Below are 14,532 nucleotides of genomic sequence, written 5' to 3'. Positions count from 1 at the left end.
TAATTGAAATGTTTGAAATATATATGTGATCCCTATAATTTTAGATTTAGTTCCTCTTCAATAATCTTTTAATAACTTATAAATTATAATTAAGTTATTAAAAGACTATAACATAAGAAAAATCGACAAAATAACTATAGGGTGCTATAAGCACCCTATAGTTATTTTACTGATTTTTCATTGTGGAACCCTATATTTCCCATACTGAAAGGTTTATGCATTATTCAGCATATATTTTTAAATAGTCTTCTTTTGTTAGCCCAAAATATATTTCATCATAATATCTTCCATTTGTATAAATATTTTGCCTTAAAACACCTTCCTGTTCGCATCCAAGTTTTTTATGCATTTTAATGGAGCCTTCATTTCCTTCCAGAACACTTACAGTATATTTATTTAATCTTCTCTCCATAAATCCATATTTCAGAAGTATCTTCATAGCACCTGTTCCATAACCTTTACCTCGATATTCTCTGTCAATTTTAATTCCAATCCCAAAAGTTCCATTTTTATCATCATCTAATAATATATTTATTCTACCAACATGTACTCCATCTAACGTCTCTACTGCAAAGGCTATTCTACAATTATTAATAGACAAATTTGCGATTTTTTCAGAGTATTTTTTCGAATGTGACATCGTTGGTGGAAGATCAATCTCATAATCTGCTAATCTAGTTGCTGTACTATCAAAGTTAGTATAATAATCCCATTCCCAATCATCTTCACTCCATGCTCTTAATCTAACTAAATTATTTTGCCAATAATAATTATCATATATTATTTTCCCCATCAAACTCTCCCCTTCTATCCTTTTCTTTGATTATTAAAATATACCGCCTTTATAAATAAAATGAAGTTTATTTATAAAAGCTCTAGAGGCCTTAACCGTGAAATTTCAACCATAATTCTTCATTCTATCGGAATTTTTTTGAATCTTACCTTCAATTAATTATCTAACTCTTTTTCCATACATATAGATTCCCAACTACTTTAAATCCAACAGATTCATAAAGTTTGTTGGGAGCTGGATATTTTTCTGGCATAGCAGTATATACATTAGCTTTGTCTGCACCTAAATCTTTATGAGCATTTAATTCATATAACTGACGAACACTGTTCGCCCCTACAAAAAATCTATTAAAGAAATTAATTTATAAAAATTAATTTTAACCATAATTATCAATTTTCCATTCTCAATTTTTAATTGTTTAAAGTTTCCCTTACTAAAATTTTACTATCTAATGAATTTATATTATATATCCAAAATAGTTCTATATTAAAGTTGAGCAAAAAACGTCTTATTACCAAAATTCTATTGATAATAAGACGTTTTCATTGATTTTATTTTTTCTTTAAGCACTTAGCTTTCTTTCTCTACTTATAATTCTTCTTATACTTTGTTCTGAAAGAAAGTATTCATTTGCAAGTTCTGAAACTTTAGTTCCATAAGTGTATTTTTCAAAAATTTCATTATTTCTTTTCTTGAGGTCATCTCTTGTTCCATTTTTTTCGCCCCAAGCTTTTTCATTTTCACTTTTTCTAGGGATATATAAATACTCCCCATCTATATATTCTTGAATTAATTCTATTATCTCCTCTGGTAACACATTGTGTGCTTTAACATATTTCATATTTTTGCCCCTCCTTAATTTCTTAAATTAAGGCAAAGACCTATGAAAAAGTAAGCTCATATATTACGGGAGCCTGGTTTTTAGCATCTCAAGAAAAATATTTGATTAAAGATGCCTTTCAGCTAATAAGTACCTTAGGCTCCAAGCAAAGCATAGCTAACTGAGTCATTATGGTCTTTGCTTGAAGCATATCATTTAAGGTACAATTAAATACGTTATAACTTCTCATAGTACATCACTCCTTTTTTACCCTATAACATATAATTATATGTTAAGCTCCAAATTCCTTTTATTTTCTATAAAAATGGATTAACCCCTTAGAAATCAAGGATTAATAGTTAAAAATGAAAAATTTAGAATGAAATTCGCCCTTAGTAAATCTCTTAAAATAAAATTCATTCTCAAAAAACTCCAAAGGTCTTAACCATAAAGTTTTAACCATAATTTGTATCTTTCATTTAAATAATTATAATTTTTTACTAAAATTTACTTTAAAAGTTTTAATACCGTTTGTATTGCTTCGTCCTCGTTAAAGTTTGCCCCTATTTTTGCTGATACTTTTATATCTGGTACTGTCTTATGTTCAAAATTACATGTACCATCTGAGGTAAGTCCCATCTCTTTTGTAAAACGAAACACATAGCCGCTATTTGGTAAAGTACATACTGCTGGATCACTTCCAATACCATCTCCACCAGTTGTTTCACCTACTAAAGTAGCAAATCCCGTGCTTTTAGCAAATACGGAAAATGCCTCCGCTGAAGAAAAAACATCACCATCAGTAAGTAAGTAAATTTTACCATTGAATCCTATAGAATTTTTGGGGCTTAATATTATTGTAGACTCACCGTAGTATTTAAAATCTTTACTTAATTCAGGTGGTATATTTTTTAGCTTTCCTCCAGTAATATCAGAAATCGATTCCAAACCTTCATATCCTACTCCATATCTAGATTTTATAAATGCCTCTGTAAAATCTCCACCTCTAAATGCACTATAGTCAATGCATTCTACTTTGTTATTAATTAGCATTGGTACTATATTATCAGTCCAATATCTAGTATCTCCTCCACCATTGCCCCTTATATCAATTATTAATCCTTTACAATCCTTAATAGATTCTAGCAAAGGTTTAATTATTTTCATATCTTCTTCAATATTAAATGTATTAAAAGAATGTATAGCTAAATATCCTATATTCTCATTTTTAAAAATATGGGTTTTAATATTATCTGCCATTATATTATTTTCTGAACCTTCAAATCTACCTTTAGATTCCGGCATACTTGAATATCGTTTTCTTGCTTCTGACTTATTCAATTGCTTTACCCATGCTTTGTTAAATTTTTTATCCCTCTCATAAATATCTTTAGCATATGAGTAAAACCATCTATCTAACATATTTGTATGTCCATTTTTGAGCTCAGATAATATACTATTTAACCCAGTAAAATACGTGTCATCATTAGTAGTAACTTTTATTCTATCAATATATTCATCTTTTTTTGATAGCCAATCTATTCCATTTAATCTCTTATTTACTTCAAAGTATGGATAATTCTCTTTAAGTATTGTATACATATACTCAAAATCCTCTAGCTTTTCCTTTTCAGTTAACTGCACATCATTAGTACTATTGCTATTGGATGGCTTATATATCATATATCCACAAGCAATAAATGCAAATAAAATTATCGATATTATTGATAATTTTTTCTTCATGCCAATCCCCCTTCTCATCTTAGTAATAAATTTATTTATATCCCTTATGATAAAGTAATCTATAGATATACCATTCCTAAATTTGATCTATCCACTAAAAATAATTAATACTTATTGGTATTGCCACTAATACTACTAAATTCGCACTTCACAATTAAAGATTAATAATTGAAAATGAAAAATTTCTGAAGAGATAAGTTATCTACTTATCTTTTTTATTTTTCCTGCACAATGATAATCCTCCAAAGCCACTGATAATAGCTATATAAAATCCAAAGTCATACCACCATCCAGTGTTTGCAGCTTCATAAACTCTAATATTCTTATCAAGAATACCTATTATAAGTGAAATTGGTGCCAACCATCCATGCCAAATTCCAGAGAAAAACCCTGCTGGTTTTGTAATAGTAGCTGCTCCATCTCCTGGAATACAGCCACTAAACATAAATAAAGCCATAATAATTACAATACTTGATAATAAAAGTTTCTTTTTCATAAATATCTCCCCTTAAAATTTCTAATTTAACTTCAAATTCTATTTATTATATTTATATTAATTTTTAAGGTAATCTATAACATAAGCTAGCTTCATTTCTGAACAACTATTAATTAATTCTCTTTCAAGTCTTAGAATCTATATTCATTTAAGTCATTAAATCCACATTAATATAGCTATTTATTCTGCTGCTTGCCATAAAATTTATCTCCTACTCTATATTAAGTTTACTATTAGATCTTATATTATATATAGGGTTCCTTAATGAAANNAAGGATTTAAGCTATTTTTATAGAAAGCTTATTTTCCAGAGTATATATTAAGTTTTCACATTGTACCCCTATATATAGATACATCATCATAATTCAATAAATGCATATAGCACCCAACTATATTATGTAAGGATGCTATATACTGAATTATATTTCTGTATAAATTTTAATACACTTTAAACTACTTCACTGCTAAAACAACACCAAACTCAAATTTACTATCTTCCACTGGAATACCATCGATACTTGCACCCTCTAAGATTTCTCCCTTTGGTGTTGGCTTTACCTCTGCTATAAAGGAATTCATAATTTCAGCCTTCCATCCGCATTTTTCAAAAGTTTCAATAGTATTTTCTCTTGTTGCATAATCTATACTGCTAAATTCTTTTATAAAATCCATATTAGCTTTATCATTTTTATCTATAAAATGCATTACTGACATAAATTTACCTTTACAAATTCTATGCATCTCACTAATTACTTCCCCTGGCTTTTCTATATTTTGTATACCTACATAACTAGTCATTACTTCAATTACATTATCCTTAAAAGGAGTTTTTCTTGCATCAAAGGCTACTAAACTCAATTTATCATAAAGTCCCTTAAATTTATAATATTCTTTATTTCTCAATAGTACCGTTGGACTAAAATCTGTAGCCAGAACATAATTCTTTCTTTTCTTCAATAACTCTTCAACTAGATATCCTTTACCACTAGCAATGTCTACAATCGCCTTGTCATCATCTACAATATTATTAAGTATAAATTCTCTTTGACTTTTCATTCCATCAATGTAATCCTTAGTGTAAATCTTTTCTACTCCATTTTTAAACATTTTTGAACTTCTTTCATAATCTCTCTTTATCTCAAAATAAGAAGCCTTAAACCAATAGTCAGCTCCATTCAAACTCTCTTCTGGAGTATCCATTAGTTTATTAAAGATTTCAGGATTTTCTCTAAAACATTTTTCTATACCACTTTCAGCTTGCTGCCAAAGGTCATTGCGCGATAACTCGGAAGTTAGAAAAACTGCAATTTCGTCTTTAACCTCATACTGTTCATTACACCCTAAGCAAATGATTCCAGCGTTAATTACCCTATCTTTACTTTCTTTTTTAATATCCCACTTTAATTCCCCATGACATAATGGACATTGAAATAAATGAATATGTTGTTTATGCATTCTATATCCCCCTAAATATATATTTATTAATAATGAAAATGGCTTATTTAATAAAAAGATTAAAATTAAATTTATACTTAGTTTATCTAATATCTTTTTCTAATCCAATTAATGCATAAGTATCTTGTCCAAAATCTTTATCTCCATAAATCCCTATAACTTTGCTAAAGCCTGCTTTAGTCCAAAATCGTAATGCTTTCCAATTCTTAAGCTGCACAGCTATACCTATTTTATTATAATTTGTATCTATTACATCTTTTGTTAAAGCTTCTATTACTTCTTGTCCAAAACCTTTATTTTGAATGTTTCTATCTAATACAAAAATGCTTATCCAAAGTGTTTGTAAATTAGGATATCCGTGATAAATATCAATAAACCCTATAATAGTATTACTCTCTTTTAAATAAATGGATTTCAAGCAATATTTCTCTTTGCTGGCATTCTCCACTGGCGGCAAATCTCCATCTGTTAAACACTTTAAAACATAGTTTTCTTCAAATTCTTCTCCTTCTAATAAAAGTTTATCTGTCCAAGTACTACAAATATATTGCAGCTGATCACATTCATCCATAACAGCATCTTTTATTATTAAATTATTACTTTCAATTAATTTAGAAATATACGTCCTCATACATATCCCCATTTTTTATTATTCTATATTCTTGACTAAATTATCTCACCTAAAAAGTCTATAACATAGTTATCTTTCTAGCTTCCGCCAAAAGCACTTTTCATCTTCTTTATAAACTATCATGCAAGTTTTCTCTAGCAAAGCGATTCACTGGCAAAGCCAATCAATTATCTGATCTATATTAAAGTATAGTGAACAAAGCCAAGATATCTTAAACTAAATAATCTAATGCCTCAATATAATTTAAATCGAGAGAATCGTTAATAAAATCTCTTAATAATTTTAAATGTCCTGCACCATATAATACTAATATGCGGTCTCTATCCTCTGAAACGCTTTTTAAATTAGATAAAATATGTAGATTTCTCTTATACCATGAAGCAACAAAATCAACTCCTATAGAATCGGAACCTATTCCAATTTCATTAAATGGTAAAAATGAAGTTGAATGTTGAAAATCATTAGTTTCCTTATTATTAAAAAATCTATATATTTTCTCTATACTTGTTTCTTCATTAAACATACTATAGTATAAATTTGCAAATTTCATATATGACTCTTCTAACTTCATGTATGCTTCTTTATCTTCTTTAGCCTTCTCAAACACTAACGGCTGACTCCATCCATCAAAGTAATCTATACAATGTATATGATTTATCTTATTATATTTAGCTAAATCAAAAGCAAATTTTATACGCTCATCTATTGAACTAGTGATATTATAATCTGCTCCTTTTATATTAATCTCAGACAAAATCTTATCTAAATTTAAATCTGATTCATTTAAAAATTCATTAAGATTTTATTATATTTTTCTTCTTCACTTGGTCTTAATTCAACACATAATTTATTAGGTTTAAACTTAGATATTTTCTTTATTAATTCTAATAATTCCATTTGTCTATTTTTATCTTGAACTTTAATAATATTTCTTCCTTCATCAGTCATAAAATGAAACGTACCTAAAATCATAATATTCTCATTATTCATAATTTACCTTTAGCGAGAGGGCGTATTATAAATACCAAACTCCCACTAAAACTCCCCCTTTAACTTTATACACTTTTTAATATTTAGTTAGTTGTTAATGTAATACTATATTTGTAGAGATATTCTTTTTCCTCTTCATCAAAAATAGTTCCTAATAATTTACCGTTGTTCTTTTCTATAATTTTCTTTGAAGCCGTATTGTCTATATTACAAGTTAAAATCACTTCAGATATTCCTATCTCTATAGCCTTTTCCAATGCCAATTTTAAAATCTGAAAACCATAACCTCTATTCCTATAATCTGGTGATATATCATAGCCTATATGGCCAGCACATTCTACCTCTTGGTGTCTAATTCTCACTACTCCTACAACTTCTTTTGTATCAATTAACCAGAATGTTGAAGTTATAACTTCTCCCTCAGGTAAATCGTTTCCCTTAGAGTAATTGTGCAGGTTATTTAAATAATCTTGGAAATTTTCTAATGCTTTTTTATATTTATTAAAATAATGTTCATTACTTATTTTTCTGTATGTTAGAGCATAATTTTCAAAACTCTTTTGATATTTTTTATTAGGCTCAACTAAAAATAAATTTTTCATAAATTGCCCCCCGTTCTATATACACTTCATAAGATTCTACGATTACAACCTTATTTTAAATTTTTTATCTTCTTTAAATTCTTCTTTTCAACTAATTGAATAGCTAAATTTTGCTTATACTCTTTTATCTCATATAGTTATGCCATTATTCACTATCTATATTACAATCACTAAAAATATTATAATTTATCTATTTCACAATCTTAAATATTAATTAATATTGCAAATATCCTTTAATAATTTATAAATGCTATAAGATTTACATAAATATTATAACATTTTTATTGTAATAAATATGATTTTATACAAATATATTACATTCAAAATAATAAACAGCAAAAAACACCTTATAAAATAGACTTTTTTAATTGGCTACTGCACAAGGCACTTTTTATATTTTGTAGTCTTTTAATATAACAGCATATTATCCTAATTCTTGATTTACAAATCATTCATTATCCTTAAGACTTTTAGTAAAACAAAGATTTTGCTTACTACGAGTATAGCCTTAAGCTTTTTATTAAAGTAAAAAATCTCCAAGCATATAAATTCTCAGAGATTTTTTCATATTTATAATAACTTACTTAAGATTTTATTTTTAATATTATCTAACTTTTTTATAGGTTACAAAAGAAACTACAGATGTTAATATGGCTAATACTATAGCTGAATAAACCTTACTCTTTTTAACTTCATGCTGCATATCTTTTCCTTTTTCTACAACACTTATAGAATTATAGTGAATATCCATATCACCATTATGCTCTTCACAAGCTCTATTAAATTCACCAGCTATTTCTAGCTTATCTCCTATTTTGTCATAGCTTCCCAAATTTTCAATTATAGCAGCTTTTTCGTTACTGCCATATATTCCAATAGCATTTTTACCGTCATTTATATTTATCCAGCAATCTTCTCCTCTACTCATTATTTCACCAATAGCTTCACCTTTGACTTTGATAGCTTTTTTATCAAAGCTCTGTGAATTAAATATTAAATCTGTTATCTCTATATAACTTTCACCATAACATATTCTACTAAAGATTAAGCTTAGTGCTAATGCTAATATTAATGTGCTAAAGTTTTTCCACATATCCTTTTTGCTCCTCCAATTAAAAATCCAATCAAAGCAAAGGCTGATAAAAATTCTAACCTGCCTAACCACATTGCAATTATATAGTAAACCTTCATTAATGTAGGCATTGTAGTAGATACTACACCTATTGATAATCCTACATTTCCTGATACAGAAGCAGCTTCAAAAGCTGAATGAATCAAAGGATAATCATAATAAACACCAAGCATTGTACCTATTAAAAATATTACTATATAACAAATTGCTATTAATGCAGATGTTTTAATTAAATTATCTTCAAGTATTAAATCTTTCATATAATGAAACTTGAATACATTTACCTTTCTTTCGTGACTTAAAAGTTTTTTAACTTCATTTATTATTGATTTAAAAATTATTCCTATTCTTAATCCTTTAATTCCTCCTGCAGTAGAACATGCACTACCTCCTATTATCATTACAATTACTAATATCATCAGTCCAAAATCCCCAAAGTCTGTAGCAAACTGTCTCATAAATATGTTTGCAAATCCTGTTGTTGTATGAGCTGATAACAAATTGTATACACCTCTTCTAAAAATAGATATAGCATCTTTATAAACTCCTGTTTTACTTAATGCTATTACTGTAAAAAATGAACCTAAGGTAGCAGTTATAAAAAAGCTTTGTGTTTCTATATTTTTTATAATTTCCTTTCTATTTCCTTTCCATAAACTGTAATGAAGTCCAAAATTTAATGAGCCTATGATAAATAATATTATCGTTACTATTTCATAACTCAAACTATGATAATAGTTTATATTTTGAGACATAGGTGCAAAACCCCCTGTACTCCATGAGGACATAAAAATATATAATCCATGAAAAAAGGCTGATACTGGTTTTAATCCTATTAATATCCCATTAATCCAAAGTACTATAGTGCCTATAACTAGATATATCATACTAATACCCCAAATTATTTTTGCAGTACCCTTTACATTGGGTGCGATTTCTATATCTTTTGCCTCTCCAACATACATTTTATACGCCCCTACCGTATCTTTAACTAACAGTGATAGAGCGAGTACAACCATACCTTGCCCACCTACAAAGGTTATAATATGTCTCCACATATTTAGCCCATTAGGAGCATGATCTAAATTTTGAATTAACATAACACCAGTAGTTGTAAAGCCGCTAATAACATCAAAACAAGCATCTATCATCGAATTATAAAATCCGCTTAGCTTATATGGAATTGCACATAAAATCATTAATATTATCCATGAAAATGATGCAATTACCACTCCATGCTTCCATTGAACTACTTCTTTTTTTATAGATTTATTACCGAAATTTATTAACAACAATCCAAATAAAATTGATATACACATGCTAATTATAAAATCAAAAAATATAGGCCCCTCTTTAAAAGCTAAAGAGGTTAATATTGGAAAAACCATAAGAATTGCTGTACCTATAATTATCACGCCAATATAATAACTAATTATCTTTAAATCTCTAAAATCATATATAGTCTTCATAAAATTACCTCATAACATTTGCAAAGGCTATTATCATTGCAAAAGCCATAATGAATACTGTAAAGCCTACTTCCACTAGTACACCATAAATAATTTTCTTTTTATTTAACATAACTCTCTCCCCTAAATATAATTTTCTGCTTCTTCAATTTTATTTGTAGGTATAATTGCCATTAATTTATCCTTACTTTTAATTTTTATATCTGGACTTGGATAAATTATTTCTTCTCCTCTTAATATAGAAACTATTAAAAATCCTACAGGCAAGCTTAAATCCCTAATGTACATATTGCTTAACGGACTCTTAGAGACTACATCAAACTCTGCTAAAGTAATCTTTCCTCTATTAAAAGGTTGAATTATTTTTAGTTTGCTATTGCTTAGTTCCTGTTCAATTATATTTGAAATTACTTCTGTACTACATACAGTGTCATTGATTCCTAATGCTTTAAAAACTTCGCTATTTTTAGGATTGTTAATCCTAGCAATGGTTCTTATACTTTCAAAACTTAATTTGACTCTTTGACATATAACAAAGTTTTCTTCATCTTTCCCTGTCACTGCTGCAATAACTTCAGCCTCTTCTATTTGTGCATCATTTAAAACATCTAAATTGCTCCCATCACCACATATTACATCTGTATTCAATTCTTCTGCAATCTTACTACAAAGTTCTAGATCCTTCTCAACTAATATAACTTCATACCTTTTCTCCTTAAGGGTTTTGACTAGGTAGTACCCTACCTTCCCCCCTCCAACTACGATAGCTTTCATAATTACAACTCCTTAAATCTACTTACACAAATCCCGAATTAATCTTATCTTATTTTCTAAATCTATAGCACAAATTATTTTATTATCATATTCAACATAATATTCATCCCTGCATATTAAGCTATTACTATTTATAATGGAACATACTTTACAGTTATATTTCTTTTCTATATCCTTAACTGCAATAGATTGATGTTTTTTAATAGTTACTTTCGTTATTACTATTTCTTCATTAACAATCACTAAATCCTCACTAACATCTTCTTTCAGTCTCTCCCTTAACATGTTAGCACCAAGACTTATCAATGAAATCCATTCAATTTCTAATTGCTTATATATACTCTGTTTTTCAATATCATTAACTCTACCAATAACTCTTTTTACTTTGAAAATATCTTTAGCTATTTTTGCACTTAAAATATTTATATTGTCATTAGGAGTTAAAGCTAAGAATACGTCAGCCTGCTTTATACCAGCTTCAATTAATATCTCTTTGTCAATTTCATTTCCTTTTATCCTTTGTCCATTAAAAACTACTCCTAAATTATTAAGATTCTTCTCATCATGGTCTATAACTACAACATCATTATCATCATTAGCTAATGCTTTCGCGATTGTGCTTCCCATCCTGCCACAACCAACAATTATGATATACATTTTAAAGCCTCCTAATCCCTCTTACTCATTTAAAATATTTAACCTTACTCAAATATATTCCTAACAGAAAAACTATTCAAATCACTAAGTATATTGTAAATAAAGTATTGTTGATGATTTATTGAGGAGTAGAGGAATAGTTTTGAAATTCTCGTCTAAACCATTAAAATATTAGATAAAATAAGCTAAAATCAAAATTCCCCCTATTTGTTAAGAAGATTTAACATAAAAAACCTAACCCTTAACATAAAAATAAGGGTTAGGTTATAAATATAAATTACAGTAAAAACATCGTAAAAATCGTAGTTATTAATAGCCCTATAATAACAGGTTTCATATTTTTTATTGCAAGCTCATAAGGACTAACTCCGCAGACTACTGCATAGGGTATAATCGTCCAAGGTACTAATGCTCCTCCCCCTACCCATATAGCAGATACTTGACCTAAGGCAGCTAAGGTATCTACTCCATGTCCAAGAGATGTTCCCAAAAGTCTTGCAATTGCTCCTACAAGGCCTAATCCTGAGAAACCTGAGCCATCTAATCCTGTTATTCCCCCTATAATTGTAGTGGTTACTGACGCTACTGCACCATTCATAGGTACTAATTGTGCTAAAGCCATACCTAAATCACTTACAATTCCATCTGCACCTACTGAAGCAATTTCTCCAAACAAATATCTAAATCCACCTGTTCCCATATAGAAAAATGCTGCTATAGGAATTACTGGACCAAATACAGTAAATCCAAATTTAAAGCCTTCAACTAAAAAATCTGGTATTTTATCAAGTCCTTTTTCCTTATAAGATGTTAAAGAAATTATTATTATTAACACTATTGATGTTCCACCAATTAGTGCTGTTGCTTCATTACCTTGAAGTTTTAAAAAATAAAGCAGTAAAATATCAATTATATATGCAACAACTATTATCCCTGCACTAATATTTCTCGTTCTTTTACTTAAGTTTACTTCTTCCTCTATTTCATTTATAGCAACTTGCTGAACTTTTTCATCTAAATTTAAGGATATATTTTCTTTAGCCTCTTTTCTTATATAATAATAAGCTATCACTGTAGTGGTTATTCCCATTACAATTACTATAGGTACACTAGCAGAAATAACCCCCTGTACAGGTATACCTGCTGCTTCAGAAGTTAGTTTTGGAGCTCCTTGAATTACATAATCTCCGGATAATGAAAGACCGCTACCAAAAATATTAAGACAAATTGCTACTGACATAGGAGTAAGTCCCGCTTTAATCATAACAGGAAGTACTACTACTCCAATTAAAGCAACTGCAGGGGAAGGCCAAAAAAACCAAGAAATTATCATAAAAAATATTCCTACTCCCCAATAAGCCACAAAAGGTGTTTTTACAAGTTTCTCAAATGGTTTAACTATTACAGTATTAATTTTAGTAACTGTAAGTAACTTACTAAATCCACTGATTACAGAAATAATCAATATAGTCCCACCTAGCTGCCGATATGCATATAGAAAGCTATCAAATATAACTTTTATAGAATCAATTATAGAATTTGTAGCTGAAAAAGCTATTAGTACAATCCCAATAATACAAGCTAAAGAAATATTTTTCTTAAAGCCTAAAGATAGTAATATTATTATTACCATCACCAAGTATATTATATGAACTATCCCTAATTGTATCTCCACATTTTCACCTCTTTTACATAATGTATACTGAAAACATAATTAGTAAATATACTAGTATATTTACTTCAGCCTCCTAAAAGTGCTTACTGTATAATATGTAAAAAGAAGTATTTGGTTTTAAAATATTACATTAGATAAGCCTGCTCAAAAAAATAACAAGTCACTATGTTAGTCTATTTTGTATCATACTACTTTCCCATATATAAAATAAACTATCATTTTTGACTTGTTATCTTCTTTCACATTTCTAAATAAGATATTATTTATTACTCTTATCTATTACATAGACTATTAGTGCTATGATTATTATTGCTATTATAACCTGGGGCAGAAAGGCTAATACACCAACCACTGCCCCTCCTATCATTCCAATTAGCCATATACCAGCTGCTATAACTAATAATAATAACAATGCCACTAAAATTATGCTGCCTACAAATTTAAAAATAATAAATATTAAAGCAAATACCGCAAAAATTATTAATAGCGTAAGGGCTGTAATCATAATTTTCACCTCCTAAATCTATTGAAATAAATAATTAGTTTTTTATCTATTCATTTTTCTTTATTAACCCTCTGAAAATATATTCTTATTTTTATATAACTATATGCTAACTTCTAATAAAGTTCTACAGAAATAAGCCAGCATTTTTATAATTATAAAAATACTGGCTTACTCACAACTTTAATCAATGAAGAATTGAAAATGGACANNTTATCTTTTGATATATACCAATAAGCTAAAGCTACAAATACAATACCTCCTACCATATTTCCTACAGTTACCATTAACAAGTTATATCCATATCCACTAATTGTTACTGATGCTGGATGAGGTATTAATAGTCCTATTGCAAGTAATGACATATTTGCTACGCTATGTTCAAAACCAGATGTTATGAATACAAATAAGCACCAAAATATCATTATCAACTTTGCGGTTTCTTCTTTTAATCTAAAAGAACACCATATAGCAAGGCAGACTAATATATTACATAAAATACCTCTTATAAATAGTTCTAGTGCAGGTGCTGCAATTTTAGCAGCGGAAGCCTTAACTATAAATTCTGCCACTGGTCCAGTAGCAAGTCCACTATAAGCATACAAAATAGCAATTAACACCGAACCTATCAAATTTCCTAAAAAGCAAAAAATCCAAACTTTAACTGATTCTCTTAAAGATACTTTTTTCTCCAGGCTACCTATAGCCATAACCATGTTGTTTCCAGTAAAAAGCTCTGACCCCGCCATAACTACTAAGCTTAATGCTACGCCAAAGCTAATGCCCATAATTA

Annotated in this window: 16 protein-coding genes; all 16 read right to left on the bottom strand. The window is 28.5% G+C overall.

Annotation, left to right across the window (positions count from 1 at the left end; translation table 11 throughout):
• Positions 1–220 precede the first annotated feature (220 nt).
• Complete coding sequence (locus B2W91_RS02845) at positions 221–793, bottom strand: GNAT family N-acetyltransferase (protein ID WP_291578772.1); 573 nt, start codon at positions 791–793, stop codon at positions 221–223.
• 562 nt (positions 794–1,355) lie between these two features.
• Positions 1,356–1,634: a CD3324 family protein gene (locus tag B2W91_RS02840; RefSeq protein ID WP_291578771.1), complete on the bottom strand. Its 279-nt coding sequence runs from the start codon at positions 1,632–1,634 to the stop codon at positions 1,356–1,358.
• A 486-nt stretch (positions 1,635–2,120) separates the two neighbouring features.
• Positions 2,121–3,356, bottom strand: a complete 1,236-nt coding sequence (locus B2W91_RS02835) for a S41 family peptidase (protein ID WP_291578770.1) — start codon at positions 3,354–3,356, stop codon at positions 2,121–2,123.
• A gap of 202 nt (positions 3,357–3,558) precedes the next feature.
• Positions 3,559–3,852: a hypothetical protein gene (locus tag B2W91_RS02830; protein WP_291578769.1), complete on the bottom strand. Its 294-nt coding sequence runs from the start codon at positions 3,850–3,852 to the stop codon at positions 3,559–3,561.
• A gap of 453 nt (positions 3,853–4,305) precedes the next feature.
• A complete protein-coding gene (locus tag B2W91_RS02825) occupies positions 4,306–5,307 on the bottom strand; it encodes a methyltransferase domain-containing protein (RefSeq protein WP_291578768.1) in 1,002 nt (333 codons plus the stop codon).
• 82 nt (positions 5,308–5,389) lie between these two features.
• Positions 5,390–5,938 (bottom strand): GNAT family N-acetyltransferase, encoded by a 549-nt coding sequence (locus B2W91_RS02820; RefSeq protein WP_291578767.1) that lies wholly within the window; start codon positions 5,936–5,938, stop codon positions 5,390–5,392.
• A gap of 211 nt (positions 5,939–6,149) precedes the next feature.
• The gene (locus B2W91_RS02815) at positions 6,150–6,692 is read right to left on the bottom strand and encodes a DUF5694 domain-containing protein (RefSeq protein WP_291578766.1); all 543 of its coding nucleotides are present in this window, start codon (positions 6,690–6,692) and stop codon (positions 6,150–6,152) included.
• Between the two features lie 29 nt (positions 6,693–6,721).
• Positions 6,722–6,928: a hypothetical protein gene (locus B2W91_RS02810; protein ID WP_291578765.1), complete on the bottom strand. Its 207-nt coding sequence runs from the start codon at positions 6,926–6,928 to the stop codon at positions 6,722–6,724.
• Positions 6,929–7,011: 83 nt separating this feature from the next.
• Positions 7,012–7,530: a GNAT family N-acetyltransferase gene (locus B2W91_RS02805; RefSeq protein ID WP_291578764.1), complete on the bottom strand. Its 519-nt coding sequence runs from the start codon at positions 7,528–7,530 to the stop codon at positions 7,012–7,014.
• A gap of 604 nt (positions 7,531–8,134) precedes the next feature.
• A complete protein-coding gene (locus B2W91_RS02800; protein WP_291578763.1) occupies positions 8,135–8,623 on the bottom strand; it encodes a hypothetical protein in 489 nt (162 codons plus the stop codon).
• Positions 8,599–10,131 carry a TrkH family potassium uptake protein gene (locus tag B2W91_RS02795; RefSeq protein ID WP_291578762.1) on the bottom strand — a complete coding sequence of 511 codons (1,533 nt, stop codon included), beginning with the start codon at positions 10,129–10,131 and terminating at the stop codon, positions 8,599–8,601. The genes B2W91_RS02800 and B2W91_RS02795 overlap by 25 nt, the downstream gene beginning before the upstream one ends.
• A gap of 123 nt (positions 10,132–10,254) precedes the next feature.
• Positions 10,255–10,905, bottom strand: a complete 651-nt coding sequence (locus B2W91_RS02790; RefSeq protein WP_291578761.1) for a potassium channel family protein — start codon at positions 10,903–10,905, stop codon at positions 10,255–10,257.
• 18 nt (positions 10,906–10,923) lie between these two features.
• Positions 10,924–11,562 carry a potassium channel family protein gene (locus B2W91_RS02785; protein ID WP_291578760.1) on the bottom strand — a complete coding sequence of 213 codons (639 nt, stop codon included), beginning with the start codon at positions 11,560–11,562 and terminating at the stop codon, positions 10,924–10,926.
• A gap of 277 nt (positions 11,563–11,839) precedes the next feature.
• Positions 11,840–13,237, bottom strand: coding sequence for a hypothetical protein (locus B2W91_RS02780; RefSeq protein ID WP_291578759.1), 1,398 nt, complete (start codon positions 13,235–13,237; stop codon positions 11,840–11,842).
• Positions 13,238–13,496: 259 nt separating this feature from the next.
• Positions 13,497–13,742, bottom strand: coding sequence for a hypothetical protein (locus B2W91_RS02775; protein WP_291578758.1), 246 nt, complete (start codon positions 13,740–13,742; stop codon positions 13,497–13,499).
• A gap of 152 nt (positions 13,743–13,894) precedes the next feature.
• On the bottom strand, positions 13,895–14,532 hold a 638-nt coding region (locus tag B2W91_RS02770), incomplete at its 5' end, for a formate/nitrite transporter family protein (protein WP_291578757.1).

Origin of the sequence: Clostridium sp. UBA6640 (assembly GCF_002455975.1) — a bacterium.
Classification (GTDB): Bacteria; Bacillota; Clostridia; order Clostridiales; family Clostridiaceae; genus Clostridium_J.
This window is presented reverse-complemented; position numbering and strand designations above follow the sequence as displayed.